Raw genomic sequence first — 25,120 nt, forward strand, 5'->3', positions numbered from 1 at the left:
CCTGGGGCTTGCCCTCCCACGCAAGCCGCAGCCGCCTCAACCTTTGGCAGGGGTACCCGCGCCGGCAAGGCGCTAGCATCGGGCGTTGATGCGTCCGCACCGCGGGCGCCGGTTTCGTTCCCTCGAAGGGGTGGCAAATGAGTTCGATGATCGTCAAGACGCGCCTGTCCAGCGCGCTGGCAGCGGGGTTGCTGTTGTGCACCACCGGTGCGATGGCCCAGGGGCGCACGCTCACCGCGCAGGACTACGCGCAAGCGGAACGCTTCATGGCCTACAACACCACGCCGCTGGTCGACCACGACGTGCAGCGAGTGAAATGGCTGGACGACACCCACTTCTGGTATCGCGACCACGACGCCAGCGGCGACCGCGTGATGGAGATGAACACCGCCACCGGCGAGGTCAAGCCCGCCTTCGACCAGGCCAAGCTGGCCGCGGCGCTGGGCAAGGCCACCGGCAAGCCGATGCCGGCGGGCAAGGTGCCGCCGTTCGGTTTCGACTTCAGCATGCAGAAGGATGGCCGCTACGACATCGCGTTGATGGGCAAACACTACCTGTGCGACCTCGCGGGCGCGGGCGAGTGCACGGCCAAGGTGGCGGCGAAGACCGGCGAGGAGCCCGGCATGGTTTCGCCGGACAAGACCAGGGAAGCCTTCATCCGCGACTGGAACCTGTGGGTGCGCGACCTCGCCACCGGCCAGGAGACCCAGCTCACCACCGACGGTGCGAAGGACTTCGGTTACGCCACCGACAATGCCGGCTGGATCCATACCGACCGCGCCGTGCTCAACTGGTCGCCCGACTCGAAGAAGATCGCCACCTACCAGCAGGATCAGCGTGGCGTGGGCGAGATGTACACCGTGAGCACCAAGGTCGGCCACCCCGAACTGGACGCATGGAAGTACCCGCTGCCCGGCGACACCAAGGTGTTCATGATCGAGCCGGTGGTGATCGACGTGGATACGCACAAGGTGGTGCGCCTGCAGCTGCCGCCGCAGCAGCGCCTGTCCAGCCTGTGCGACGACATCAGCTGCAGCAGCGACGGTGTGTGGGACGACCTGAAGTGGGCACCCGACAGCAAGACCTTCGCCATGGTCAACAGCTCGCGTGACCGCCAGCAGGTCTGGTACCGCATCGCCAACGCCGACACCGGTGCCGTGCGTACGGCCTTCGACGAGAAGGTGACGGCGTATTACGAAAGCGGCATGGAACACGTCAACTGGCGCTACCTGCCGGATTCGCACCAGGCGATCTGGCCGTCCGAACGCAACGACTGGCAGAACCTCTACCTGTACGACACCAACACCGGCAAGGAGCTGCACCCGATCACCACTGGCGAGGGCAACGTCATCGACGTGCTGCACCTCGACCGCAAGTCGCGCGAACTGTGGTTCATCGGCACTGGCCGCGTGGCGGGCGTGGATCCGTATTTCAAGCAGTTCTGGAAAGTGGGCGTGGATGGCGGCAAGCCCGTGCTGCTGACGCCGGAGAAGGCCGACCACACCATCAGCATGTCGCCGGACGGCAAGACCTTTGTGGACAGCTGGTCCACGGTCGACACCGCGCCGGTCACGGTGCTGCGCTCCAGCGCCGATGGCCATGTCATCGCCACCATCGCCAAGGCCGACATCTCGCGCCTCAAGGCCGCCGGCTGGGTGGCGCCGATTCCGTTCACGGTGAAGGCGCGCGACGGCAAGACGGTGCTCTACGGCCAGATGTTCAAGCCCAGCCACTTCGATCCGAACAAAAAGTACCCGGTCATCGACTACGTCTACCCCGGTCCGCAGACCGGCTCGGTGCGCACCCGCAGCTTCATGCCTTCGCAGGGCGACAACCAGGCGCTGGCGGAACTCGGCTTCATCGTGGTCGCGCTCGACGGCATGGGTACGCCGTGGCGCTCGGCCAGCTTCCACCACACCTGGTATGGCCAGATGGGCGACAACACGCTGCCCGACCAGGTCGCCGGCATCAAGGAGCTGGCACAGCGCTATTCGTGGATCGACATCAACCGCGTGGGCATCTGGGGTCACTCCGGCGGCGGCAACACCACTGCCGATGCGATGTTCCGCTATCCCGACTTCTTCAAGGTCGGCTGGGCCGAGAGCGGCAACCACGACAACCGCAACTATGAGAACGACTGGGGCGAGAAGTACCAGGGCCTGCTGGTAACCAACAAGGATGGCACCACCAGCTACGACAACCAGGCCAACCAGGACATGGCGAAGCAGCTCAAGGGTCGCCTGATGCTGGTGCACGGCACGATCGACGACAACGTGCCGGTGGGCGAGACCTACCTGGTGGCCGATGCGCTGATCAAGGCCAACAAGGACTTCGACATGCTGATCATCCCCAACGTCCATCACGGCTACGCGGCTGCCACGCCGTACGCCACGCGTCGGCGCTGGGACTACTTCGTGCAGTACCTCGCCGGCGATACGCCGCCGAAGGAATACGAGTTGAAGAAGGCACCGTGGTTCTAAGACGGCGCTGAACACCAGTCGCGAAGGCCGGGGCCGTGAGGCCCCGGCCTTTTTCGTGGGCGCGGCTTCACTCGGTCCGCGTCGCCACCACCGGCGGCACCGCCGCCGCCCGCAGTGCGGGGCCGAGTACGGCGAGCTGGCCGAGCAGCCACAGCGCGATCGCGACTAACGGCAGGTAGGGCAGCGGCAGTCGCGGCAGTTCGTAATGCTGCATCAAGGCCAGGTTGAGCACGCAGGCGAGTGCCACGCCCAACACGATGCCGCCACCGACGATCAGGAAGTTCTCGGCCTGGAAATAGAACAGCACGTCGCGCCGGGTGGCGCCGATGGCGCGACGGATGCCGATGGCACGGCGACGCTGCTGTACCCAGAAGCTGGCGAGTCCCGCGATGCCGACCGCAGTAACCAGCAGCAACCCGGCTGCGGCGGCCAGCAGCAGTCCGAGCATGGTGCGGTCGTGGCGGAAATAGTCGGAGCGCAGCTGGGCGAAGGTCTGCGCATGGCGCAGGATGCGGTCGCTGTCCAGCCGGTTCAGCACCTCGGCGGCCTGCTTCAACACGCGCTCGCGCTGCAGCGGCGCGGTGCGCAGCAGGTAGGTGACGTTGCTGTCGTCAGGCAGCATAGGGAACAGCATGGCGTATTCGTTGCCGTCGCCGGTTTCCAGCGCGGGGCGCAGCAAGCGGTCGACCACGCCGACGATGCGTACCGGCTTGTCGCCGGGGTAGACCAGCTTGCCCAGCGGGTCCTGGCCGGGAAACAGCTGCGCGGCCAGCGCGCGGGTGACGATGGTGGCCGGTACGTGGTTGATGCCGTCCCAGTCGTGGGCGCTCTCCAACGGCACGTATTCGTCCGGCCGGAAGTCGCGCCCGGCGACCAGGCGCAAGCCCAGCGCTTGCCGTTCGCCCGGCGTGCCGTTGAAGGCGGAAGCGACCAGGCGCGCGGGGCCATTCGGCGCGGTGGCGATGCCGTTGCCCCAGTTGTTGCCGTTGAACGGCAGCGCGTCGACCGCCGCCGCTGCCGTCACACCGGGGATACCGCGCAGCGCGTCCAGGTCGGCGGCGTGGCGGGCCAGCGGGCTGCTGCCGTCGTCCAGGCTGGCGCTGTCGATCATGGCCAGTTCGTCTTCGGCCACGCCGCTGGGCCAGCGCATCTGCGCGGTGCGGCCGGCGATCATCAGCGCCACGTTGCAGACGATGGCGCAGGTCAGTGCCACCTGCAGCACCAGCAGCAGCACGGTGAGTTTGTGGCGGGTAAGGCTGGCGAGCATGGGAATGTGTGGCACGGCTGTCTCCTCACGAGGCTTTCAGCTGCAGCGCCGGCGCGATGCGGCAGGCGCGCCAGGCCGGCAGCAGACCGGCCAGTACGCTGGCGGCGACAGCCAGTGCGAAGGTGCCCAGCAGCATCGCGGGGTCCATCTGCGCGAGTTGCGCATAGCCGTCCGGCCGCTGGCGCACGCTCCACAGGCCGAGCTGCGCCAGCGCGAGGCCGAGGGCGCCGCCGACCAGCCCGATCACCGCCGACTCGATGCCGAACTGCAGGAAGATGTCGCGCCGCCGCGCGCCCAGCGCGCGGCGCACGCTGATCTCGCCGCGCCGGCGCAGGAACTTCGCCAGCAGCAGGCCGATGATGTTGACCATGCACACGCCGAGGAAGCCCAACGCCAACCACAATTGCAGGCGCAGGTCGGCAGGGATCAGGCGTTCGTGGGCGAGCCAGTCGGCGAGGCCGTACAGCCGCGCGTCCATCGTGCGCGGGAAGCGGCCGTGCGCCTGCTGGTCGCGCCAGTAGTCAGCGAGGAACACACGATAGGCCTCCGCCTTGGCCGGGCTGTCCAACTGCACCCAGAACTGCAGCCAGGTGCAGTGGTCGCTGTGGCGGTCGTCGCCGCCGCTGTCCCAGCAACTGAACCTGCCGCCGATGCTCAATTTCACTTCCAGCGCGGTCTGCAGCGGCACGAAGAACTGGTCGGGCTGGCCGAAGGCGCGGTCGTTGATCTCGGCGTAGAAGGCGGGCTGCGGATGCCAGTCGTCCAGCACGCCGATCACGCGGAAGTCGGTGTCCTTCAGCCGCACCGTGCGGCCGAGGGCCGGCACAGCACCGAACAACCGGCGGGCAAGGCTGGCGTTGAGCACCACCACGCGTGCACGGTCCTCGTCGTCCTGCGCGTTCCAGCCGCTGCCGGCGAGGAATGGTGTGGCGAACATCGGGAAGAAATCCGCGGTGACATAGTGCCCGCGCTCGAAGAACGGATGCTGCCCGGCCTGCGCCGGGCGCACCGGTGCCGAGCCACCTGCCATCGCCGCCTGGTGGTCGGCGCGGCGGCCGTGCAGCAGGGTTGTCGCGTCCCGCCAGGTGAGGCTGTCGGGCATGTCGCCGGAGGTGGCGCCTCCAGACTGGCCGCGGGGCAGCGGGCGCGGATCGAGCTGGGGCACGTACAGCTGCGCGCTGCGCCCCGGCAGCGGGTCGCCGGACATGGCGTGCAGCACGGCGATCATCGTCATGCTGGCGCCGATGCCGAGTCCGATGGCAATCACCATGAGCGTGGTGAGCACCTTGCCGCGCTTCAGGCTGCGCAAGGCCAGGGCGAAGTAGTAGCCGGGCATCGTGTTTCCCTCCAATGGAACAGGGCGCGATGGCGCAGGACTTCCCGCCGCCTGCAGAAAGCAGGCGGTGCGTGCGTGTGTACGATCGGGGCGATCCGTAGCGCCGCGGACCGCCCGCTCAGCGGCGGCTGACGTCTTGGGCCAGGCCCCGCGCGATCGCCTCGTCGAGCAGTTGCGAGGCGTGCTTGTCGGCCTCGGCGAGCACGGCGCGCTGCTGCTGCGCGCGGGCGTCGAGTTGCGGCTGCAGCTGGGTCAACTGCTTCTGCAGCGCTGCCAGATGCGTGTCGATGTCGCGCTGCTGGGCGTCCAGGCTGGCCAGGCGCTGCGCGGCAGCCGGTGCCTGCGGATCCGCACGCAGTTCGTGACGCTGGGCGTCGAGGCTGTGCAGCCGGTCTTGCAGGCCTTCGAGCGGCCCCTTCAGCTTCCACTGTTCGCCTTCCAGCTTGCCGGCGTCGCGCCAGTAAGCCGCGACGGGCGCATAGGCGTCGCGCGCACGATCGACGAAGGCGGGGTCGCGGATCACGTAGGACTGGTCGCCGCGGCGGAACCAGAACATCGGCGCCGGATCGGCCTGGTGCAGGCGCTGGGCCAGCGCCGCGTCGGCGTTCGTGCCGCTGACCGACTCGGTGTCACCGTGGCCGTTGTGGTCGTACAGGGCGTGCGCGTAGCGGCTGCCCGGCGTGGTGATGTCGAAGTCGCTGTCGTGATGTGTGGGTGCTGGCGCGGCCATCGATACCGGTTGCGCGACCCCCTTGGCGAGCGCTTCTTCCAGCAGCTTGTCCATATCACGTTCGGCCTGCGCCGATACCGCGCGCTGACGGTCACCGAGCGCCTGTTGTTGCTTGCCCAGCGCTTCCTGCCGCTGGCTCAGTGCCTGTTGCTGCGAACCCAGCGCTCCCAGCTGCCTGCCGAGTGCGGCCTGCTGGTCGCGCAGGGCCTGGCGTTCTCCGTCCAGCTTGGCGGCCTCGGCCTGCAGCGCCTTGCGTGCTTCGGACGTGGCCGGGCTGGTCCCGGCGGTACTGGCCGCGCTGTCCAGTTCGGCCATGCGGCTGTCCAGGTTTGCCTGCCGCATCGCCAGTCCGGCCTGGCGCGCACCGAATTCGCCCTGCTGGCCACCGAGGCGCCCCTGTTGTCCGCCCAGCCGGCCTTGCTGTACGCCTAGCGCCCCTTGTTGTTCGCCCAGTTTGCCTTGCTGCTGGCCCAGTGCGGTTACTGGTGCATACGCAGCCTTGGCGCGTTGGATGTAGGCGGGATCACGAATCAGGTAGGCCTTGCCGCCGCGACGGAACCACAGCAACGGTTCGTTACGCTTGCCCAGGCGCCGCACGGTGGCGAGATCGCCGACGGTACCGTTCGCGGTGACCGAGTCGCCGTCGAGCAGGGCGAAACCGTAGCCGTTGTCGTCATGCGTGCTGATGCTCACATGGTGGGCAGCAAAGCCGGCGGGCGGCGGTGGCGGCGGCGGTGCAGGTAGCTGCGCAGGCGGCGGTGGCGGCGGCATCATGCCCGGTCCGGACGACGGCGGCGGCGGTGCCTGCGGCGCGGGCGGTGGCGGTGGCGGCGCGAGCGGCAGATAGGCCCCAGCGGTGGTGCTGGCGTCCGCCGGTTTCGCGGCGCCGGCCACCACGCGGTAAGGCAGCACACCGGCCAGCGCGACCAGAGCGACGAGCAGCCAGCTGCGGACGCGCGGCATGGCGGTGGCGTTCTGTTGCAGCATGACGAGTCGCCTCTTGAGGTTGTGGAAGGTGGGAGACGCGCCGGCGAGGCCGGCGTGCAGCGGATGAGCTACGCCTAACTGCAGCAGCAGGCGGCCGTAGTCCTGCGGTGCGGCGCGTTGCTGTGCCAGGGCGAGCGCGTCGCAGGCCGCTTCGCGGTGCAGCGCGTATTCGTGCATCGCCCAGCGCAGCAGTGGATGGAAGAAGAACAGCCGCGTCGCCAGCGCGGGAATCCAGCCCAGCAGCAGGTCGCCGCGCTTGAGGTGGGCGAGTTCATGGGCCAGCGCCAGCGAGGATTCCTCGGCGCCCAGCGCGGCATGCGCGGGCCACAGCACCACCGGGCGCCAGCCGCCGCCGACCTGGGGCGAGGTGATGTCGGGGGAGACCAGCACCCTCGGCGTGCGTTGCAAGGCAAGCGAGCGGGCTTGCCGAGCGCAGCGGGTCTGCAAGCCGGTATCCGTCGCCGGTAGCGCGGCGCGGCGCAGCCGGCGGGCGAGCCGGTGCTGGTGGACCAAGGCAGGTGCCTGGGCCAGCAGCAAGGCCAGCCACAAGGTGACCAGCGCCGCGCGCCAATGGCTGGCCAGCCAGCCCGGCGTGGCATCGGCGCGAGCCGATACATCCTGGGCGGGCGTCGCAGTCGGCAGGATTGCCGTAGAAGCAGCCGCTTGTTCGATGTCCGCGGCGACGGGGAGCGAGCGAGCGGTTTCGGCTTCGGGCGCAGGGGACGCGATGCGCTGCGGAGCGAGAACGGCAGGTGCTGCTGCAGTAACCGGCGGCGCCAGCAGCGGCAGTCGGATCGGCGCCTGCCAGCAGAGGCCCAGCAGTACCTGCAGTCCCACCAGCCACCACAGCGCGCAACGCGCGGCGGCGGGCAGGCGCGGCAAGGCGCGGAGCAACAGCGCCACCACGGCAACCAGCACGATGGCCTGCAGCGAAGTCCAGGCCAGGCGTTCCAGCAGCAGGGCGGCCAGATGATCGAGTGTCGCCATCTCACTTCTCCTTGCGCGTGGTCTGCAGCCGCGCCACCAGCGCCTGCAGTTCGGCCAGTTCCTCGTCGCTGACTTCGCCGCGCTCGGCCATCCATGCCACGAACGGCGACACCGAGCCGCGCAAGGTGTTTTCCACGAAGCTGTCCACTGCGCGGCGCATGGCCTCGCCCGGCCCGGTAGCGGTGCTGTAGCGGTACATGCCCTGCGCCTGGCGGCGCTTGAGGTAACCCTTGGCGCGCAGGCGCTCCATCATGGTCAGTACGGTGGAGCGCGCGAGGCCGTGCGCTTCGCCGAAGCCGGCGGCCATTTCGCCTACGGAGACGGGCTCGTGGGCGGCGAGATAGCGCAACAGGGCAAGTTCCTGGTCGCCGATCGAAGGTCTGGACATGCGGGTACGCCTGGCTTGACTACACGTGTCGCCAAACTACGCCTGGCGACACGTGTAGTCAATAGGCCGTGGCGGCGCTGCCGGTGCCGGCCGCGTTTGCCGTCTCAGGCGAGTACCGAAGCGGCATCCACGATGAAGTGCGCGATGATGTTGACCCACAGGTTGCGCCGCCACAGATAGAGCAGCGAAAAGGCCAGGCCGCCGGTGGCGACGATCAGCTCGTGGCTCCAGCCCCAGTAGGCCACGTGGTCGATGGTGAACACGGTGAGCGAGAGCAGCAACGCGATGGCGCGGCTGCCGCTCAGCTCCTCGATCCGTTGCATCGCATAGCCGCGGAACATCACCTCTTCGGAAACCGCGGCGCGCACGGTCGAGATGAAGCGCCACCACCATGGCGTGGCCAGCAGGGCGTTGCCGCTGGCGGCATCGCCGAGGTGCAGCGCGGGCAGGATCAGGAAGTACATGGCGCCGAGCACGGCCAGCACGGCCAGGCCGGCCGCCACGCCGATCAGCGTGTTGCCGATGCCAGGCTTGCGGAAGCCGATGGATGACAGCGGCCGCCGCTCCACCTTGCGCACGTAGAGCAGCATCGCCGCGATGTAGATCCACCAGATCGCCTCGTTGCCGACGAGGTGCCAGGTGTCGGCGAACTCGTGATCCCAGATGCTGAAAGGCAGGCTGACCACGCCGAGTGCGAGCAGTAGACCGGTCAGCGTGATGAGCCAGGTGCGACGTTCGACGGTTTTGAGACGGGCGGCCAGGACCTGCATGGGTGCTTTCTCCGGAGCGGGAAGCGGGGATGGGTATGGCTCAGGCGCGCGGCCGGCTTGCGCGCGCTTCGACGACGATGCGAATGAACTGGTCGATGGCCTGCGTCGTCTGCCGGCGGTCGCCCGTGCTCATCAATTCGATGAAAAGGCCGTCGAAGACGGCGACACAGAGCGTGGCGAAGACAGGGTCGCGCTCTTGCGCGGGAAGCAGCGCGAGCACCAGCTCCGACCAGTGCGCGTTGTTGCGCTGCAGGTACTGCGCGTAGATGTGCGGATTCTGGACGGCGAGGATCTGCAGCTCGTAGAGCAGCTTCAGGTAGGGGTAGTTCTTCTCGGCGATCGCCCAGTCCCACAGCAGCCTGAGCGGCTGCTTCGGCTGTCCGTTCGCCGACCGTCGTTCGAGCAGCTGCGAAAAGGACTGCCGCAGCCGCGTCTGCATGGTTTCGAGGACTTCGGCGAGCAGCCCTTCCTTCGACCCGAAGTGGTAGATCAGCAGGCGGGCGCTGGTGCCGGTGGCCGCGGCGAGCGGGCGCAGCGAAAGATCGGCCAGACCGTGCTCAAGCAGGTAGGCAACAAGGGATTCGACCAGGGCTTCTTTACGCGTCTGCATGTAACGAACGTTACATGTAACGTTCGTTACAGGTCAAGCGGGTACATGCAGGCTCAGAACGCCATGTCGAACGCCACTTCGCCCTCCACGCCAACCTGGTAGGCGGAGACGCGGCGCTCGAAGAAGTTGGTGACTTCCTGCACGTCCTGCAGGTCCATGAAGTCGAACGGGTTCTTCGCGCCGTACTTCTTCGACAGGTCGAGCTGGGCCAGACGCTGGTCGGCCACGTATTCCAGGTACTGGCGCAGGTCTTTCACCGACAAGCCCACCACGCCGCCGGACAGCACGTCCTCGGCGAACTGCGTCTCGCAGGCGATGGCGTCCTCCAGCATCTCCTCCACTTGCGCGCGCATCTGCTCGTCGAACAGATCGGGTTCCTCGGCGCGCACGGTACGCACCACGTCGAAGGCGAAGGCCATGTGGCAGCTCTCGTCGCGGAACACCCAGTTGGTGCCGGAGGCGAGACCGTGCAGCAGGCCGCGCGAACGGAAGTAGTAGACGTAGGCAAACGCGGCGAAGAAGAACAGGCCTTCGATGCAGGCGGCGAAACAGATCAGGTTGAGCAGGAACTGGCGACGCTGTTCACGCGTCTCCAGCCGCTGCAGGTTCTGGATGGAATCGATCCACTTGAAGCAGAACTCGCCTTTGGCGCGGATCGATGGAATGTTCTCGATCGCCGCGAAGGCTTTGGCGCGCTCGCCCTGGTCGGGAATGTAGGTGTCGAGCAAGGTGAGGTAGAACTGCACGTGCAGTGCTTCCTCGTAGAGCTGGCGCGACAGGTACATGCGCGCCTCGGGCGCATTGATGTGCTGGTACAGGTTCAGCACCAGGTTGTTCGACACGATGGTGTCGCCGGTGGCGAAGAACGCGATCAGGCGGTGGATCAGGTGGCGGTCGGCCGCCGACATCTTCGTATTGAGGTCGGTGGTGTCGAGCGAAAAATCCACCTCGTCCACCGTCCAGGTGTTCTTGATGGCATTCCGGTACATCTCGTAGAACGCCGGGTAGCGCATCGGGCGCAGGGTCAGTTCGAAGCCGGGGTCGAGAATGTGCTGGGCGCGTTCGGGTTGGGCGGACATGGCGGTTCCTAAGGTCGGTGCCGGGCGATCCTTCTCCCTGCGGGAGAAGGTGCCCCGAAGGGGCGGATGAGGGTTCGGGGCCTGCCGCAGCGTTTGCGCAGGGCCGAACCCTCACCCCCAACCCCTCTCCCGATGGGAGAGGGGAGCAGGCGGCGTTACTGGCAGGCTTCGCAGTACTCGGGGTTTTCCAGCGAGCAGAACACCGCCGCCGTCGCCTGTTCCTGATCCGCCACCGGCTTGGCGGCCGGAGCAGCCGACACCGTGGTCTTGGCGATCTTGGTGGCCGGGCGCGAACGCAGGTAGTAGGTGGTCTTGATGCCAGACTTCCACGCGTACATGTACATCGAGCTGAGCTGGCCGATGTTCGGGTTTTCCATGAACAGGTTCAGCGACTGGCTCTGGTCGATGTAGGCGCCGCGCGCCGCGCCCAGGTCGATCAGCGCCTTCTGCGGCAGCTCCCATACCGTGCGGTAGATCGTGCGCAGGCGCTCGGGGATCGCCGCGATGCCCTGGATCGAACCTTCCGCCAGTTTGATCGCGTCGCGCACTTCCGCCGTCCACAGGCCCAGCGTCTTCAGCTCCTCGACCAGGTGCCGGTTCACCACCAGGAAATCGCCCGACAGCGTCTCGCGCTTGAACAGGTTGCTCACCTGCGGCTCGATGCATTCGTAGCAGCCGGCGATGGAGGCGATGGTGGCGGTCGGCGCGATGGCGATCAGCAACGAGTTGCGCAAGCCCTTGGCCTTGATCGACTCGCGCAGCGCATCCCAGCGGGCTCGATCGTTCGGTGTGGCGTTCGGCCAGTAGTCGAACTGCAGCTCGCCGTTCGCGGCGCGGCTCTCGGCGAAGCCGGGATGCGCGCCGTGTTCGGCCGCGAGCTCGTTCGACTGCGACAGCGCGTTGAAGTAGATCTCTTCGGCGATGCGGGTGGAAAGCTGCAGTGCTTCGGCCGAATCGAACGGCAGGCGAAGCTTGAAGAACACGTCCTGCAGGCCCATCACGCCCAGGCCCACCGGGCGCCACTTGCGGTTGGCCGTGGCGGCGGTGTCGATGGGATAGAAGTTCAGGTCGATCACACGGTCGAGCTGGCGCACCGCGGTGCGCACCGTCGCGGCGAGCTTGGCGAAATCGAAAGCGACGCTGCCATCGACGTTCGGCACCACGTGGCGGGCCAGATTGATCGAGCCCAGGTTGCACACTGCCGTCTCGCCGGCGTTGGTCACCTCCAGGATCTCGGTGCACAGGTTCGACAGGTGGATGACGTTTTCCGCCTTCGCGGTCTGGTTGCTGGTGGCGTTGCTGCGGTCCTTGAAGGTCATCCAGCCGTTGCCGGTCTGCGCCAGCGTGCGCAGCATGCGGGCGTACAACTCGCGCGCCTTCACCTTCTTCGCCGCCAGGCCGTTCGCTTCGGCTTCGCGGTAGGCACGCTCGAAGGTCTCGCCCCAGCTGTCGACGAAGTGCGGCACGATCTTGGGATCGAACAGCGACCACTCGCCGTCGCTCTCCACGCGGCGCATGAATTCGTCGGGGATCCAGTTGGCGAGGTTGAGGTTATGCGTGCGGCGCGCCTCGTCGCCGGTGTTGTCGCGCAGTTCGAGGAATTCCTCGATGTCGGCGTGCCACGGCTCCAGGTACACGCAGGCGGCGCCCTTGCGCTTGCCGCCTTGGTTCACCGCGGCCACCGAGGCGTCCAGCGTCTTCAGCCACGGCACCAGGCCGTTGGAGTGGCCGTTGGTGCCCTTGATCAGCGAGCCGCGCGACCGCACGCGCGAATAGGCCAGGCCGATGCCGCCGGCGAACTTGCTGAGCTTCGCCACATCGGCGTACTTGTCGTAGATCGATTCCAGCGAGTCGGTCGGCGAGTCGAGCAGGAAGCACGAGCTGAGCTGCTCGTGCGCGGTGCCGGCGTTGAACAGCGTGGGCGAGCTGGCAATGTATTCCAGCGAGGACAGCAGGCGGTACAGCTCCAGCGTCTCGCCGATCTCGCTGCCGCCCAGCGCGCAGGCGATGCGCATGAAGAAGTGCTGCGGCGTCTCGATCACCAGGCGCTTCTGCGGATGGCGCAGCAGGTAGCGGTCGTACACCGTGCGCAGGCCGAAATACTCGAAGCGGCGCGTGGCCAGCGTATCGATCGCGTCGTTGAGCTTGCGTGCGTTCGCGGCGACGAAGTCGCGCAGGCGGTCGTTGAGGATGCCCAGTTCGGCGCCGCGCGCGATCGACTGCGAGAAGCTCTGGATTTCCTGGCCGCTCACTTCCTTTTCGATATAGGCGCCGAGCAGGCGCGCGGCGAGCTGGCCGTATTCGGGCTCCTCGGCGGTGAGGGCGGCGGCGGTGCGGATCGAGAGCTGGTCCAGCTCCTGCGTGGTGGCGCCGTCGTACAGGCCGCCGATGGTTTTCAGCGCCACGCGCAGCGGGTCGACCGCATGCAGGCCTTCGGCGCTGCGGGTCACCGCGCGCACGATCTTGTTGACGTCCACCGTCTCCTGGCCGCCATTGCGCTTGGTCACGCGCATCTGGCCGGGGTTGTGCGGCGGGGTGAGGGCGAAAGGTTCGGCCGGGGCGGCTTGTTGTTTTTCTTGTGTGGCAGGCATCGGGGTTTCGCTGGTGGGTGCCGTGGCCTCGTCGGCCCCGGCGGAAAACACGGACGGCTCCGCGCGGGCGCCGGAACGCTCGCGGGCGGCGGTATCGAGAGGCTGCATGTCGGTGACTCCAGACCGTGGTGATCAACCACCTGCTCCCGCGCGCAGGGCTGAAGTGGCGGTTGCTCGCGGACGGTCGCGCCATCGGGCGGCAAGCCCGATGATCCGACGCGCCTCCCCGCGGAAGCCGTCACCACTCGGCATGGCGCTCCGGCCATGCCGTGTCGGCAGGTCTTCGGACTTGCGGACATGGGCCTTGCGGCCCGCCTACTTGCCTTCGCTTCCCGGCCGCTGCGAGCCAGTGCGATCTCAAGGCGTTCGTTTCCGCTTACCGCTGCGGGGCAGTTCCGGATTCGCACCGGATTCCCTTTTGAGCCCGGCCGACGATCGCGTCTGGCAGGGCACCGACAAGCACAACATATCGGGTTGATCGGGAGGGGTCAACCCAATAACTTGTGTACAAGTCGGTGGATAAGTGCTCTCGACCCGCAGCATGGCAGGGCCGCGCGGCGGCGGTCGCGCTGTCTGGTCGACAGGGGTGGGGCTGCAGTCTGGGTGTGCGGCGCCGGCTTTCGGCGCGAAGCCGGGCGGGCCGCTGCAGGGCGGGCGGAAAGCGCCTGGACGGGTTACAGCGCGTCCTGGTCCAGCTCGCCGGTACGGATGCGGATCACCTGCTCCAGGGAACTGACGAAGATCTTGCCGTCGCCGATCTTGCCGGTGCGGGCGGAGTTCTGGATCGCCTCCAGCACGCGGTCGAGCTGTTCGTCGGCCACCGCCGCCTCCAGCTTGATCTTGGGCAGGAAATCGACCACGTATTCGGCGCCGCGGTACAGCTCGGTGTGGCCTTTCTGGCGGCCGAAGCCCTTCACCTCGGTCACCGTGATGCCTTGCACGCCGACCTCGGCCAGCGCCTCGCGCACGTCGTCGAGCTTGAACGGCTTGATGATCGCCACGACCAGCTTCATGGGGTGTCCTCGACAAGGGCGTCCGGCGTGACGCGGACCGCCATTGTGCCTTTACGGCCTTCCGCTGTCGCGGGAGCGTTGGCTGTAGGAAAATCCCTACACCAAATCACGGAGTCGGCCGATGGCGCGTCCATCTTTTGTTCACGGATACTTTTCCCCGACAAGTTCGAGGCGTCGTCCATGATGGACCGACTTGATATCGACCAGCTGGCACGACGCCTGGCATCGTTGGTTCCGCCCGGAGTGGCACAGGCGCAACAGGATTTGCGAACCAATTTCCACGATGTCCTGGCGCAGGGATTGCGCCGCCTCGATCTGGTCACCCGCGAGGAATTCGACGTCCAGAGCCAGGTGCTTGCACGCACCCGCGCCAAGGTCGAGGAGTTGGAGCGACGCGTGGCCGAACTCGAGGCCGCTGCCGCCACCCGCGGGGACTAGCACGACCAAGCCTCCCGGGAGCCGCCCCCGATCTGTCACCCTCACCCCGAGCTAACGGTCGGGGGCGGTTATTTCTTACCAGACGCCGCGAATGGAGTCGCTCGATGCTCGTGTGTGACGGCGATTTCCGCGCGCGCGTGCAGCCGATGGCTCCATGAGCCTCGCCGTCACCCTCAGCCGCGCCCAGGAAGGCATCGCCGCACCGCAGGTGATGGTCGAGGTGCATCTTTCCGGCGGCTTGCCGGCCACCAACATCGTGGGCCTGCCCGAAGCCGCCGTGCGCGAGGCGCGCGACCGCGTGCGGGTGGCGATCCAGAACACCGCCTTCGAGTACCCCGGCCGCAAGGTCACCGTGAACCTGGCGCCGGCCGAGTTGCCCAAGGACGGGGGCCGCTTCGACCTGCCGATCGCGCTAGGCATTCTCGCCGCCAGCGGCCAGGTGCCGCGCGAGAAGCTGGACGACTGCGAATTCCTTGGCGAGCTGGCGCTGAGCGGTTCGCTGCGCAGCGTGTCCGGCGTGTTGCCGGCGTTGCTACGGGCGCGAGCGCGTGGCCGCCGCGTGGTGGTGCCGCGCGCGAACGCCGCCGAAGCCGCGCTGGTGTCGGAAGTGGACGTGCGCGTGGCCGATACCCTGGCCGAGGTCTGTGGCTGGCTGCGCGGCGCGCAGGATCTGCCGACACCGACGGGTGTGTCCAGCGAGGGCGGCATCCACGACGGCCCCGATCTGCGCGATGTGCGTGGACAATTGCAGGCCCGGCGGGCGCTGGAGATTGCCGCCGTGGGCGGCCATCACCTGCTGCTGGTGGGGCCGCCAGGCACCGGCAAGACCATGCTGGCCGAACGCCTTCCCGGCATCCTGCCGCCGCTTTCCGAATCCGAGGCGCTGGAAACCTGCGCGGTGCTGTCGGTGGCCGGCCAAGCCACCGATCCCGCACGTTGGCGGCGCCGGCCGTTCCGGGCGCCGCACCATACCGCCTCGGCGGTGGCGCTGGTGGGCGGCGGTTCGCAGCCGCGGCCGGGCGAGATTTCGCTGGCGCACAACGGCGTGCTGTTTCTGGACGAGCTGCCGGAGTTCAGCCGTCACGTGCTGGAGGTGCTGCGCGAGCCGCTGGAGTCGGGTTGCATCGTGGTTTCGCGCGCGGCGCGGCAATCCACCTTTCCCGCGCAGTTCCAGCTGGTGGCAGCGATGAATCCGTGCCCCTGCGGCTACGCCGGCGATCCGCGGCGGCAATGCCGCTGCACGCCCGAGCAGGTCCAACGTTATCGCGCGCGGATATCCGGACCGTTGCTGGATCGTATCGATCTCGCGGTCGAGGTGCCGCCCCTGCCGTTGCGCGAGATGGATGCAGCGCGTGGCGCGCGCGACGAGGATTCCGCCACGGTGCGTGCTCGCGTGCTGCGGGCGCGACGGCACGCCCTGATGCGCGCGGGACGGCCCAACGGGGAGATCAGCCATCGCGAGCTGGAGCGCGATTGCGCGCTGGGTTCGGCAGAACGGCGCTGGTACGAGCAGGCGCTGGAGCGGCTGGGGCTCTCCGCGCGCGCCTATCATCGCGTGTTGCGGGTGGCGCGCACGATCGCCGATCTCGATGGCGGCGTCGCGTTGCTCGAACGCGAACATCTGGCCGAGGCATTGCAGTACCGGCGGATGTAACGCAGGCGTGGTGGGGAAGAGTGGGGCGGCATGCATCGAAGGCGCTCCGTTGTTCTCTCGCGCTTCACGCTTCTTCCCCCATTTCTCGTTCTGGACGCGCCGCGTCCGTGCGTGCTCCGATAACCACCCGAACGGCAGACAAGGATCGCGATGGGCATCGAACCGGGCCTGATGCTTACCGGCATGCTGGTGATCGGCTTCCTGTGCCAGTGGCTGGCATGGCGGGTGAAGCTGCCCGCGATCGTGTTCCTGCTGCTGGCCGGCCTGCTGCTGGGACCGGTGAGCGGCCTGCTGCATCCGGACAAACTGCTGGGGCCGTTGCTGTTCCCGATGGTGTCGCTGGCGGTGGCGCTGATCCTGTTCGAAGGCAGCCTCACGCTACGCTTTCATGAATTGCCCGGCATCGGCAGTGCGGTGCGCGGCCTGGTGAGTTACGGTGCCTTGCTCGCCTTGCTGCTGCTTGCCGCGGCGGCGCATGTGGTGGCCGGCACGGCTTGGCCGATCGCGCTGTTGTTCGGCGCGCTCACCTGTGTCACCGGACCCACCGTGATCGCACCGATGCTGCGCACGCTGCGGCCGAACGCGCGCATCGCCAACACGTTGCGCTGGGAAGGCATCGTGATCGATCCGCTGGGGGCGCTGTTCGCGGTGCTGATCTACGAGGCGGTGGTATCGCGCCAGGAAGGCCACACCCTCGGCGTATTCGTCGCCACGGTGGGGTGCGGTGTGCTGGTCGGTGCGCTGGCCGCGCTGCTGCTGGGTCTCCTGCTGCGGCGCCAGCTGATTCCCGAATACCTGCAGAACTACGGCACGTTGGCCGTAGTGCTTTTGGCCTTCACTGGTTCCAACGCGGTCGCGCACGAGTCGGGCCTGCTCACCGTGACGATCATGGGCATCGCGCTGGGCAACATGCGCGGCGTGCACATCGACGACATCCTCGACTTCAAGGAGCACCTCACCACGCTGCTGGTGTCGCTGCTGTTCGTCCTGCTCGCGGCGCGGCTGCCGTGGCCGTTGCCGGGGCACCTGTTGTGGGAAGGTCTCGCGATCTTCCTGTTTGCCCAATTCGTGGTGCGGCCGCTCACCGTACTGGTTTCCAGTCTCGGCAGCGCGCTGGACTGGCGCGAGCGCGCGTTGATCGGCTGGGTGGCGCCGCGCGGCATCGTGGCGGCCTCGGTCTCGGCGCTGTTCGCCTTGCGCCTGCAGGCGCTGGGCGTGGCCGGCGCTGAGGTGCTGGTGCCGCTGGTGTTCATCCTCATCATCGGCACCGTGGTGCTGCAGAGCGCCACCGCGCGGCCGCTGGCGCTGTGGCTGAAAGTGGCTGAGCCGGAACCGCGCGGCGTGCTGATCTTCGGCGCCGATACGGTGGCGCGTGGCATCGGCAAGGCACTGCACGAGGCAGGCTTTCGCGTGGTGCTGGCCGACGACGATCACGACGGCATCCGCCGTGCGCGCATGGAAGGGCTGAATACGTTCTTCGGCAATCCGGCCTCGCCGCATGCCGAACGCCATCTCGACCTCGCCGGCATTGGTCGGCTGCTGGCGATGTCCACCCATCGCGAGCGCAATACCTTGGCTTCCGTGCATTACCGGCAGGAGTTCGGTCGCGAGAAAGTCTACCGCTTGCGCGTGCTGGCGCCGGAGGAAAGCACCGAACGCGCCGCGCTGGCCGACAAGCTGCTGGCGCCGGCGCTGTTCGAGGACACGATGACGCACGCGCGCTTCGCCGAGCTGCTGGCGCGTGGCTGGCGGATCAAGTCCACACGCCTGAGCGCCACCTTCGACTGGCCGCATTTCATCGAGCAGTACGGCTCGGACAGCGTGCTGCTGTTCGGCGTGGAGGAACGCGGCACGCTGCGGGTGGCTTCCGCCAAACGCGAACTGGAGCCCAGGCCGGGCTGGGTGGTGATCGTGCTGGTGCCACCTGTGGAAATGCACCCTGCGCGCGAAGACTCTGTTGCCTGATCGAAACCAGGAGCCATCGCACACAAGATGCGCTCCAATGCGCGGAGATCAACCCACTGCAGTGCGCTGGAACTGTGCCTCCTCGGTGGAACCCTTCAGCGCCGTGGTCGACGATTGCCCCTGCTGGATCGCCTGGGTCACCGCGTCGAAGTAGCCAGTGCCCACCTCGCGCTGGTGCTTGACCGCGGTGAAGCCGCGCTCCGCTGCGGCGAATTCCCTTTCCTGCAGTTCCACGAACGCGCTCATCTGGCGCCGCGCATAGCCGTGGGCAAGATCGAACATGCCGTAGTTCAGGCTGTGGAACCCGGCCAAGGTGATGAACTGGAACTTGTAGCCCATCGCGCCCAGTTCCTGCTGGAATTTCGCGATGGTGGCGTCGTCGAGATTTTTCTTCCAGTTGAAGCTGGGCGAGCAGTTGTAGGCGAGCAGCTTGCCGGGGAACTTCGCGCGGATCGCTTCGGCGAAGCGGCGTGCATCGTCGAGGTTCGGCTTGCTGGTCTCGCACCAGACCAGGTCCGCGTAGGGCGCGTAGGCGAGGCCGCGGCTGATCGCCTGCTCCAGCCCCGGGCGCACGCGGAAGAAGCCTTCCACGGTGCGTTCGCCGGTGACGAAGGGCTTGTCGTTGTCGTCGATGTCCGAGGTGAGCAGGTCGGCCGCGTCGGCATCGGTGCGCGCCACGATCAAGGTGGGCACGCCGAGCACGTCGGCGGCGAGGCGCGCGGCGTTCAACTTGTCGACAGCCTCGCGAGTGGGCACCAGCACCTTGCCGCCCATGTGGCCGCACTTCTTCACGCTGGCGAGCTGGTCCTCGAAGTGCACGCCGGCGGCGCCGGCCTCGATCATCGCCTTCATCAGCTCGAAGGCGTTGAGCACGCCGCCGAAGCCGGCCTCGGCATCGGCCACGATCGGCGCCAGCCAATCGATGCCGTCGTTGCCTTCGGCGTGGTGCAGCTGGTCGGCGCGCAGCAAGGTGTTGTTGATGCGCTTGACCACCTGCGGCACGGAATTCGCGGGGTAGAGCGACTGGTCGGGATACATCTCGCCGGCATTGTTTGCGTCGGCGGCGACCTGCCAGCCACTGAGATAGATCGCCTGCAGGCCGGCCTTCACCTGCTGCATGGCCTGGTTGCCGGTGAGCGCGCCCAGCGCGTTGACAAAATCTTCCTTGTGCAGCGATTTCCACAGTCGTTCGGCGCCGCGGCGGGCCAGCGAGTGCTCCACCGGCACAGTGCCGCGCAAGCGCACCACGTCCTCGGCGCTGTAGTTGCGCCGGATGCCGATCCAGCGCGGATTGTTGTTCCAGTCCAGCGTGATCTGCTCGACGGCGGGCAGCGAAGTCTTCATGGCGTTGCTCCGTGGAAGGTGTTCAGGCGAGCTGCTCGTAGGCAGGCAGGGTGAGGAAGTCGGCGAGCGTCCCGGCGTGGATCAAGGCGCGGATCAGCGCGGCGGCGTCGTCGGCGCGGTCGGCGCCGGGGTGGGCGCTGTCGCGCAGGCGGTGGGTGTGGGTAGCGAGCGCGTGATCGAACAGCGCGAAATCGATCGGCGCATGGTCGGGAAACGCCAGTTCGCCGTGATGCAGCCACTGCCATAGCTGCGCGCGGGCGATCTCGGCGGTGGCGGCGTCCTCCATCAGATGGTGGATTGGCACGCAGCCCTGGCCGTCCAGCCATGCCGCCGTGTAGCGCAGGCACACCTCGACGTTGTTGTCGAAGCCGGCGCGGGTAATGGTGCCCGGGCAGGGCGCCAGCAGTTGTTCGCGGCCCACGCGCACGTCGTCGCGCTCCACGTCGCGCTGGTTCGGTTCCGGCATGTATTCGTCGAAGACCGCCTGCGCCACCGGCACCAGCGCGGGGTGCGCCACCCAGGTGCCATCGTGACCGGCCTTCACTTCGCGCAGCTTGTCGGCGCGCACCTTGGCCAGGGCGGTCTCGTTGGCAGCCTCGTCGCCCTTGATCGGTACCTGCGCCGCCATGCCGCCCATCGCGAACGCGCCGCGCCGGTGGCAGGTCTGGATCAGCAGCTCCGAATACGCCTTCAGGAACGGCACCGTCATCTGCACCTGGCCACGCTCGGGCAGCAAGCGGTCGCGATGGCCGCGCAAGGTCTTCAGGTAGGAGAAGATGTAATCCCAGCGCCCGCAGTTCAGGCCCACCGCACGAGATTGCAGGGCGTGCAGGATCTCGTGCATCTGGAATGCGGCAGGCAGCGTCTCGATCAGCACGGTGACCTTCATGCTGCCGGCCGGCAGATCCAATTCGGTTTCCGCATGTGCTATCACTGCGTCCCACAGCGCGGCTTCTTCCATGCTCTCCAGCTTGGGCAGGTAGAAGTAAGGGCCGCGGTCGCGCCGGTGCAGGGCGCGCGCGTTGTGGAACGCATACAGGCCGAAGTCGACCAGTGCGCCAGCCATCGGCTCGCCGTCCACGGTGAGGTGGCGCTCGGGCAGGTGCCAGCCGCGCGGACGCACCACCAGCACGGCGGGGTTCTCGGCCACGCGATAGGCCTTGCCCTCGGGCGAGGTGTAGGCCAGCGTGCCCGCCACCGCGTCGCGCAGGTTGATCTGGCCATCGAGCTGGTTGGCGAAACTGGGCGCCGAGGAGTCCTCGAAGTCGGCCATGAACACCTTGGCGCCGGAGTTCAGCGCGTTGATGATCATCTTGCGCTCCACCGGCCCGGTGATCTCCACGCGGCGGTCGCGCAGCGCGGGTGGGATCGGACCCACCGCCCACTCGCTGTCACGGATCGCGGCAGTGTCTGCGCGGAAATCCGGCAATTCGCCGGCGTCCCAGCGGGCCTGGCGCTCGCGTCGGGCGGCCAGCAGTTCGCGGCGGCGAGCATCGAAGCGCCGGTGCAGGTCGGCGAGGAAAGCCAGTGCGCCCGGGCTGAGGATCGCCTGCTGGGCGGGGTTGGGCTTGGCGTGCAATTGCACGGCTTCGGTATCGAGGCGTTCCCGGGGCAAGGCCATGATCGGCTCCGTGTCGTTGGATGACTCGAAGCTAGGTCATGCATTCATAGTTTGACAAAGCAAATGTTTCAATTTTTGATATTGTCAATATCAATAAGACTTTCAAGTCACTGATATGACAGAGCGAAAATCACCCTCAGGCAAGGCAGGGTCGCCGAAAAAGCCGCTTCGCGGCACGCCAAAAAAACGTACTGCGGCGCATGGTTCCGAGACGGAAGCTGCCCGTTACTACTACAAGGGCAATCGCCACAAGCAACTACGCGCCTTCGTGGCCACGGTGAAGCTGGGCACGCTGAGCCGCGCCGCCGAGGCGCTGTACCTGTCCCAGCCCTCGGTGAGCCTGCAGTTGCAGGCGCTGGAGCGCGAGCTGGGTGTCAGCCTGCTGGAGCGCCGTCGCCGTCGCATCAATCTCACCGACGCGGGCGAGGCACTGTACGAACTGGCGCGTCCGCTGGTGGAGGGCTGGGAAAACCTCGACCGCGATTTCCAGGCCAAGGTGCAGGGCCTGCAGGCCGGCCGGCTCGTCATCGCTGCCGGTACCTCCACCATCCAGTACTTGCTGCCGGAGCTGGTGCGTCGTTATCGCGAGCGGTATCCCGCCGTGCACTTGCAACTGGCCAACGTCACCGGCAGGGACGGCCTCGCCATGCTGCGCGAGGACAAGGCCGACTTCGCCGTGGGCTCGATGCTGGACGTGCCGCACGATATCGCCTGGGCGCCCGTGCGCCATTACGACCCGATGCTGATCCTGCCGCCCGACCATCCGCTGGCGGAAAAGGAGCCGCTGGAGCTGCAGGACCTCTCGCCCTACGGCCTGATCCTGCCGCCGCAGCGGTTGTCCACCTACCGCCTGGTCGACCTGGTGTTCCAGCAGAACCAGGTGCCGTACCGGGTGGCGATCGAGGTGGGCGGCTGGGATGTGATCAAGGAATACGTGGCGATGGGCCTCGGCATCTCGATTGTCACCGGCATCTGCATCACCGAGGCCGACCAGGCGCGCCTCGCCGTGCGCAACATGCAGCGCTGGTTTCCGCAGCGCAGCTACGGCGTGGTGATGCGCAAGGGCAAGTTCCTCAGCGCCGAGGCGCGTGCCTTCATCGACCTGATCCGCCCGGGCTTGCTGACGTACCGGGATTACGACGAGTCGGGACACTCGGAGCGCTAGCCGTCACGTCGCGCGGGGGCAAGGCGCCGGCTACTGTGCGCGCGAGCTCGGCAAAGAGTGCGTCGCGCTGGTCTTTCGGGGCAGTCGACGCGGTGAGGAACGCGGCCACTATCAACGCGCGGCCATCGGGCCAGCTCAGGATGCCGATGTCGTTGTAGGCGGCCGTGGTGTGCTCCAGCGTGTACGAGGTGCCGCACTTGTCGGCCAGTCGCACACCCGGCGGCAGGCCCAGCCGGAGGCGGCTCGGCGTCGTCTGCGCGTACATCAGGTCGAGCAGGTAGGCCGTCGAGGCGGGCGACAGGAGTTGCTTGTTCCACAGCTTGCGCAGGAAGTCGGCGGCGGCGTCCGGTGTGCTGCGGTTGCGCGGATCGGCAAGGTAGGCACGGTAGCCGCGGCGCAGCCTCGCGAGCTGCTGCGCATCCGTCTCGTGGGCAGGCGGCGACTGGCCGGGCTGGAGATCGTCGAAGACGGGTGCGAAGCCGCGTTCGCCAAGATCCACGCGCATGCCGTCGATGCCATGGGCACGAAGGAAGGCGGTCACGACCTGCGGGCCGCCGATGACCTTGAGCAGCGTATCGACAGCCGTATTGTCGCTGTGGCTCACGGCATCGGTGAGCAGCTGGCGCACGGAGAAGCGCATCCGTTCGCCCTGGAAGTGGTCGCGGATCGTGCCCGACTCGAGTTCGTCGCGCTGCACGACGGCGGTCTGGTCGAAGGACCATCGGCCCTGTTCGATGCCTGCCAGCACGGCGGCGGCCACCGGCGCCTTGAATACGCTCATCATCGGGAATGCGCGATTGGCATTCGCACGCCATGCCTGGCCGCTCTGCAGATCGACCACGGTGACGCCGAGCGTACCGGGCTGCGCTTTCCGTACCAACAGATCGAGCTGATGCTGCCATGCCGATGATTGCGGCGTCGCGGCCACAGTGGCGGCACCGCCGAAGAGCAGCGGAAACACCGCAAAAAGCAGGAAGCACGCACGCCTGGCGTTCATCGACTTCCCTGGTGCTGTCTGAAAATGTCCCGGTGCTTCAGCTGCGTTGCTGGAACGCCAGTTTCAGGCCGAAGCCCAGCAGCACCGCGCCGCAGATGCGGTCCATCCACTGGCCGACCTGTGGCTTGCGCTGCAGCAGGCGGTGGATGTGGCCGCCCGCCATGGCCAGCACCAGCGACCAGCTGAGCCCGGTGCCGATAAAGCTGGCGCCCAGCACCAGCAAGCCAAGCTGCGGATGGACGGCGTGCAGCGACACGAACTGTGGCAGGAAGGCGAGATAGAACAACGCCACCTTGGGATTCAGCACGTTGGTGAGCATGCCCTGGCGGAACGCGGCGGCGAAGCCGGTGCCGCGCGTCTGCGTCGGCCTGCGTTCGTGCTGCCGGCTGAGCAGCATGCGCAGGCCGATCCACGCCAGGTAGGCAGCGCCGAGGTATTTCAGCACCGCGAAGGCCACGGCCGAGGTCATCAGCAGCGCCGACAGGCCGAGTACCGCGGCCAGCGTGTGCACCACGCAGCCGGCGTTGATGCCCAGCGCGGCGCCCAGTCCCACCGCATGGCCTTCGCGCCCGCTGCGCGCGAGGATGTAGAACGTGTCCAGCCCGGGCGTGAGGTTCAGCGCGATGCAGGCGAGCAGGAAGGCGTCGTAATGCTGGATGCCGAGCATGGTGGTCATACGCCGTGGTATTTGCCCTGGAACGGTGTGTAGAACGCACGCAGCCGCGCCATGTCGGCGTCCATGTCGTCCGTGGTGTCGAACGGCGGGCCGAGGTGGATGGTCTTGTCGGGGTAGTGGAAGGCCACCGGGAACACCGGCACGCCGGCATCGTGGGCGATGCGCCAGAAGCCGCTCTTCCACCGCGGCACGTGGCGCCGCGTGCCTTCCGGCGCGATGCCCAGCCACAACTGCTCGCGCTGGTGGAACTGATCGATCATCTGTTCGACCACGCCTTGCGCGCTGCCGCGGTTGATCGGCATGCCGCCCAGCTTGACCAGCAAGGCGCCGAGCGGGCCGCGGAACAGCTCCTGCTTGGCCATGAAATGGATGTCGGCGCCGATGGAAACTTTTATCAGCAGGCCCCACACGCCGTCCCACCACGAGGAATGCGGGGCCGCGATCAGCACCAGTTTCGGCAGGTCGGGGAAATCGCCGACCAGGCTCCAGCCGCACAGGCGCAGCACGCTGCGGCAAAGGCGCCGGCGCCAGCCGTCGCGCAGTCGCGGCATGCGGGGCGGCAACTGCGTCGGGGTGGGGACGGCGCTCATCAATCGATCACCGGCTTGCGCGAGCGCGTCTGCTTTAGCTTGCCGCGTTGCTGCTTGCCGGCAAGGCGGCGCTCCTTCGAGGCGCGCGTGGGTTTCGTCGCCACGCGCTTCTTCGGGACAGTCAGTGCGCCACGGATGATCTCCACCAGCCGCTCGCGTGCGTCGTCGCGGTTGCGGGCCTGGTCGCGGAAGCGGCGCGCCTGGATCACCAGCACACCTTCGTCGGTGAGCCGGCGGTCGCGCCGCGCCAGCAGGCGTTCGCGCAGCGGCTCCGGCAAGGTGGGTGAACGCGCTACGTCGAAACGCAGTTCCACCGCGCTCTCGGTGCGGTTCACGTGCTGCCCGCCGGGGCCGTCGGCGCGCAGGAAGCGCTCGGCCAGCTCGGATTCGGGCAGGGAAAGGGTGCGGCTGATAGTCAGCATGCGGGGGAGT

The 25,120-nt window shown here is 67.5% G+C and carries 20 protein-coding genes and 1 riboswitch; of the genes, 5 read left to right on the forward strand and 15 right to left on the reverse strand.

Translation table 11 applies throughout. From position 1 onward, the window contains the following. The first annotated feature begins 137 nt into the window (after window positions 1-137). Window positions 138-2,480, forward strand: a complete 2,343-nt coding sequence (locus ISP14_RS04935; RefSeq protein ID WP_404536771.1) for a S9 family peptidase — start codon at window positions 138-140, stop codon at window positions 2,478-2,480. A 67-nt stretch (window positions 2,481-2,547) separates the two neighbouring features. Here the strand turns inward: ISP14_RS04935 and ISP14_RS04940 are convergent, their stop codons facing one another. From ISP14_RS04940 to glnK, 9 genes are all read right to left on the reverse strand, one after another. Then, on the reverse strand, window positions 2,548-3,762 hold the full coding sequence (locus ISP14_RS04940; RefSeq protein ID WP_404536773.1) for an FtsX-like permease family protein: 1,215 nt from the start codon (window positions 3,760-3,762) through the stop codon (window positions 2,548-2,550). Window positions 3,763-3,772: 10 nt separating this feature from the next. Continuing rightward, window positions 3,773-5,083 (reverse strand): ABC transporter permease, encoded by a 1,311-nt coding sequence (locus ISP14_RS04945; protein ID WP_404536776.1) that lies wholly within the window; start codon window positions 5,081-5,083, stop codon window positions 3,773-3,775. A gap of 118 nt (window positions 5,084-5,201) precedes the next feature. Then, entirely contained in the window at window positions 5,202-7,787 is a 2,586-nt protein-coding gene (locus ISP14_RS04950) for a M56 family metallopeptidase (RefSeq protein ID WP_404536778.1), read from the reverse strand. Between the two features lies 1 nt (window position 7,788). Next, window positions 7,789-8,175: a BlaI/MecI/CopY family transcriptional regulator gene (locus ISP14_RS04955; protein WP_404536780.1), complete on the reverse strand. Its 387-nt coding sequence runs from the start codon at window positions 8,173-8,175 to the stop codon at window positions 7,789-7,791. Window positions 8,176-8,279: 104 nt separating this feature from the next. Continuing rightward, entirely contained in the window at window positions 8,280-8,945 is a 666-nt protein-coding gene (locus tag ISP14_RS04960) for a CPBP family intramembrane glutamic endopeptidase (RefSeq protein ID WP_404536782.1), read from the reverse strand. A 40-nt stretch (window positions 8,946-8,985) separates the two neighbouring features. Continuing rightward, on the reverse strand, window positions 8,986-9,555 hold the full coding sequence (locus tag ISP14_RS04965; protein ID WP_404536784.1) for a TetR/AcrR family transcriptional regulator: 570 nt from the start codon (window positions 9,553-9,555) through the stop codon (window positions 8,986-8,988). Between the two features lie 53 nt (window positions 9,556-9,608). Then, window positions 9,609-10,634 carry a ribonucleotide-diphosphate reductase subunit beta gene (locus ISP14_RS04970; RefSeq protein ID WP_404536786.1) on the reverse strand — a complete coding sequence of 342 codons (1,026 nt, stop codon included), beginning with the start codon at window positions 10,632-10,634 and terminating at the stop codon, window positions 9,609-9,611. 155 nt (window positions 10,635-10,789) lie between these two features. After that, on the reverse strand, window positions 10,790-13,225 hold the full coding sequence (locus ISP14_RS04975) for a ribonucleoside-diphosphate reductase subunit alpha (RefSeq protein WP_404537131.1): 2,436 nt from the start codon (window positions 13,223-13,225) through the stop codon (window positions 10,790-10,792). Between the two features lie 257 nt (window positions 13,226-13,482). After that, window positions 13,483-13,696, reverse strand: a riboswitch (cobalamin riboswitch). Window positions 13,697-13,899: 203 nt separating this feature from the next. Next, window positions 13,900-14,238 carry a P-II family nitrogen regulator gene (glnK, locus tag ISP14_RS04980; protein ID WP_192155849.1) on the reverse strand — a complete coding sequence of 113 codons (339 nt, stop codon included), beginning with the start codon at window positions 14,236-14,238 and terminating at the stop codon, window positions 13,900-13,902. Window positions 14,239-14,418: 180 nt separating this feature from the next. On the opposite strand from glnK, the gene ubiK reads away from it, so the two are divergent. The 3 genes from ubiK to ISP14_RS04995 all read left to right on the forward strand — a co-directional run bounded on the left by ubiK (window position 14,419) and on the right by ISP14_RS04995 (window position 18,295). After that, complete coding sequence (gene ubiK / locus ISP14_RS04985; RefSeq protein ID WP_404536787.1) at window positions 14,419-14,676, forward strand: ubiquinone biosynthesis accessory factor UbiK; 258 nt, start codon at window positions 14,419-14,421, stop codon at window positions 14,674-14,676. Between the two features lie 154 nt (window positions 14,677-14,830). Beyond that, window positions 14,831-16,330 (forward strand): YifB family Mg chelatase-like AAA ATPase, encoded by a 1,500-nt coding sequence (locus ISP14_RS04990; RefSeq protein ID WP_404536788.1) that lies wholly within the window; start codon window positions 14,831-14,833, stop codon window positions 16,328-16,330. A gap of 150 nt (window positions 16,331-16,480) precedes the next feature. Next, on the forward strand, window positions 16,481-18,295 hold the full coding sequence (locus ISP14_RS04995) for a cation:proton antiporter (protein ID WP_404536790.1): 1,815 nt from the start codon (window positions 16,481-16,483) through the stop codon (window positions 18,293-18,295). A gap of 48 nt (window positions 18,296-18,343) precedes the next feature. Here the strand turns inward: ISP14_RS04995 and aceA are convergent, their stop codons facing one another. Further along, entirely contained in the window at window positions 18,344-19,639 is a 1,296-nt protein-coding gene (gene aceA / locus ISP14_RS05000; protein ID WP_404536791.1) for an isocitrate lyase, read from the reverse strand. Window positions 19,640-19,661: 22 nt separating this feature from the next. Then, window positions 19,662-21,260, reverse strand: coding sequence for a malate synthase A (aceB, locus tag ISP14_RS05005; protein ID WP_404536793.1), 1,599 nt, complete (start codon window positions 21,258-21,260; stop codon window positions 19,662-19,664). A 115-nt stretch (window positions 21,261-21,375) separates the two neighbouring features. Here aceB and ISP14_RS05010 point away from each other — a divergent pair, with 115 nt between their 5' ends. Next, window positions 21,376-22,425: a LysR family transcriptional regulator gene (locus tag ISP14_RS05010; protein ID WP_404536794.1), complete on the forward strand. Its 1,050-nt coding sequence runs from the start codon at window positions 21,376-21,378 to the stop codon at window positions 22,423-22,425. On the opposite strand, the gene bla is transcribed toward ISP14_RS05010, so the two are convergent. From bla to arfB, 4 genes are all read right to left on the reverse strand, one after another. After that, entirely contained in the window at window positions 22,355-23,353 is a 999-nt protein-coding gene (bla, locus tag ISP14_RS05015; protein ID WP_404536797.1) for a class A beta-lactamase, read from the reverse strand. The two genes, ISP14_RS05010 and bla, sit on opposite strands and share 71 nt — an antisense overlap. A 106-nt stretch (window positions 23,354-23,459) precedes the next feature. Then, window positions 23,460-24,098 (reverse strand): LysE family translocator, encoded by a 639-nt coding sequence (locus ISP14_RS05020; protein ID WP_404536798.1) that lies wholly within the window; start codon window positions 24,096-24,098, stop codon window positions 23,460-23,462. Continuing rightward, window positions 24,095-24,688, reverse strand: coding sequence for a 1-acyl-sn-glycerol-3-phosphate acyltransferase (locus tag ISP14_RS05025; protein WP_404536799.1), 594 nt, complete (start codon window positions 24,686-24,688; stop codon window positions 24,095-24,097). The genes ISP14_RS05020 and ISP14_RS05025 overlap by 4 nt, the downstream gene beginning before the upstream one ends. After that, entirely contained in the window at window positions 24,688-25,110 is a 423-nt protein-coding gene (arfB, locus tag ISP14_RS05030; RefSeq protein WP_404536800.1) for an alternative ribosome rescue aminoacyl-tRNA hydrolase ArfB, read from the reverse strand. The genes ISP14_RS05025 and arfB overlap by 1 nt, the downstream gene beginning before the upstream one ends. Window positions 25,111-25,120: the final 10 nt, after the last annotated feature.

This window comes from Dyella agri (assembly GCF_044904705.1).
Classification (GTDB): Bacteria; Pseudomonadota; Gammaproteobacteria; order Xanthomonadales; family Rhodanobacteraceae; genus Rhodanobacter_A; species Rhodanobacter_A agri.

Bases quoted from the DNA above. Each gene is read 5' to 3' on its own strand.
- ISP14_RS04935 (WP_404536771.1), top strand. From the start codon at position 138: ATGAGTTCGATGATCGTCAAGACGCGCCTGTCCAGCGCGCTGGCAGCG.
- ISP14_RS04945 (WP_404536776.1), bottom strand. From the start codon at position 5,083: ATGCCCGGCTACTACTTCGCCCTGGCCTTGCGCAGCCTGAAGCGCGGC.
- ISP14_RS04950 (WP_404536778.1), bottom strand. From the start codon at position 7,787: ATGGCGACACTCGATCATCTGGCCGCCCTGCTGCTGGAACGCCTGGCC.
- ISP14_RS04955 (WP_404536780.1), bottom strand. From the start codon at position 8,175: ATGTCCAGACCTTCGATCGGCGACCAGGAACTTGCCCTGTTGCGCTAT.
- ISP14_RS04960 (WP_404536782.1), bottom strand. From the start codon at position 8,945: ATGCAGGTCCTGGCCGCCCGTCTCAAAACCGTCGAACGTCGCACCTGG.
- ISP14_RS04965 (WP_404536784.1), bottom strand. From the start codon at position 9,555: ATGCAGACGCGTAAAGAAGCCCTGGTCGAATCCCTTGTTGCCTACCTG.
- ISP14_RS04970 (WP_404536786.1), bottom strand. From the start codon at position 10,634: ATGTCCGCCCAACCCGAACGCGCCCAGCACATTCTCGACCCCGGCTTC.
- ISP14_RS04975 (WP_404537131.1), bottom strand. From the start codon at position 13,225: ATGCCTGCCACACAAGAAAAACAACAAGCCGCCCCGGCCGAACCTTTC.
- glnK (WP_192155849.1), bottom strand. From the start codon at position 14,238: ATGAAGCTGGTCGTGGCGATCATCAAGCCGTTCAAGCTCGACGACGTG.
- ubiK (WP_404536787.1), top strand. From the start codon at position 14,419: ATGATGGACCGACTTGATATCGACCAGCTGGCACGACGCCTGGCATCG.
- ISP14_RS04990 (WP_404536788.1), top strand. From the start codon at position 14,831: ATGAGCCTCGCCGTCACCCTCAGCCGCGCCCAGGAAGGCATCGCCGCA.
- ISP14_RS04995 (WP_404536790.1), top strand. From the start codon at position 16,481: ATGGGCATCGAACCGGGCCTGATGCTTACCGGCATGCTGGTGATCGGC.
- aceA (WP_404536791.1), bottom strand. From the start codon at position 19,639: ATGAAGACTTCGCTGCCCGCCGTCGAGCAGATCACGCTGGACTGGAAC.
- aceB (WP_404536793.1), bottom strand. From the start codon at position 21,260: ATGGCCTTGCCCCGGGAACGCCTCGATACCGAAGCCGTGCAATTGCAC.
- ISP14_RS05010 (WP_404536794.1), top strand. From the start codon at position 21,376: ATGACAGAGCGAAAATCACCCTCAGGCAAGGCAGGGTCGCCGAAAAAG.
- ISP14_RS05020 (WP_404536798.1), bottom strand. From the start codon at position 24,098: ATGACCACCATGCTCGGCATCCAGCATTACGACGCCTTCCTGCTCGCC.
- ISP14_RS05025 (WP_404536799.1), bottom strand. From the start codon at position 24,688: ATGAGCGCCGTCCCCACCCCGACGCAGTTGCCGCCCCGCATGCCGCGA.
- arfB (WP_404536800.1), bottom strand. From the start codon at position 25,110: ATGCTGACTATCAGCCGCACCCTTTCCCTGCCCGAATCCGAGCTGGCC.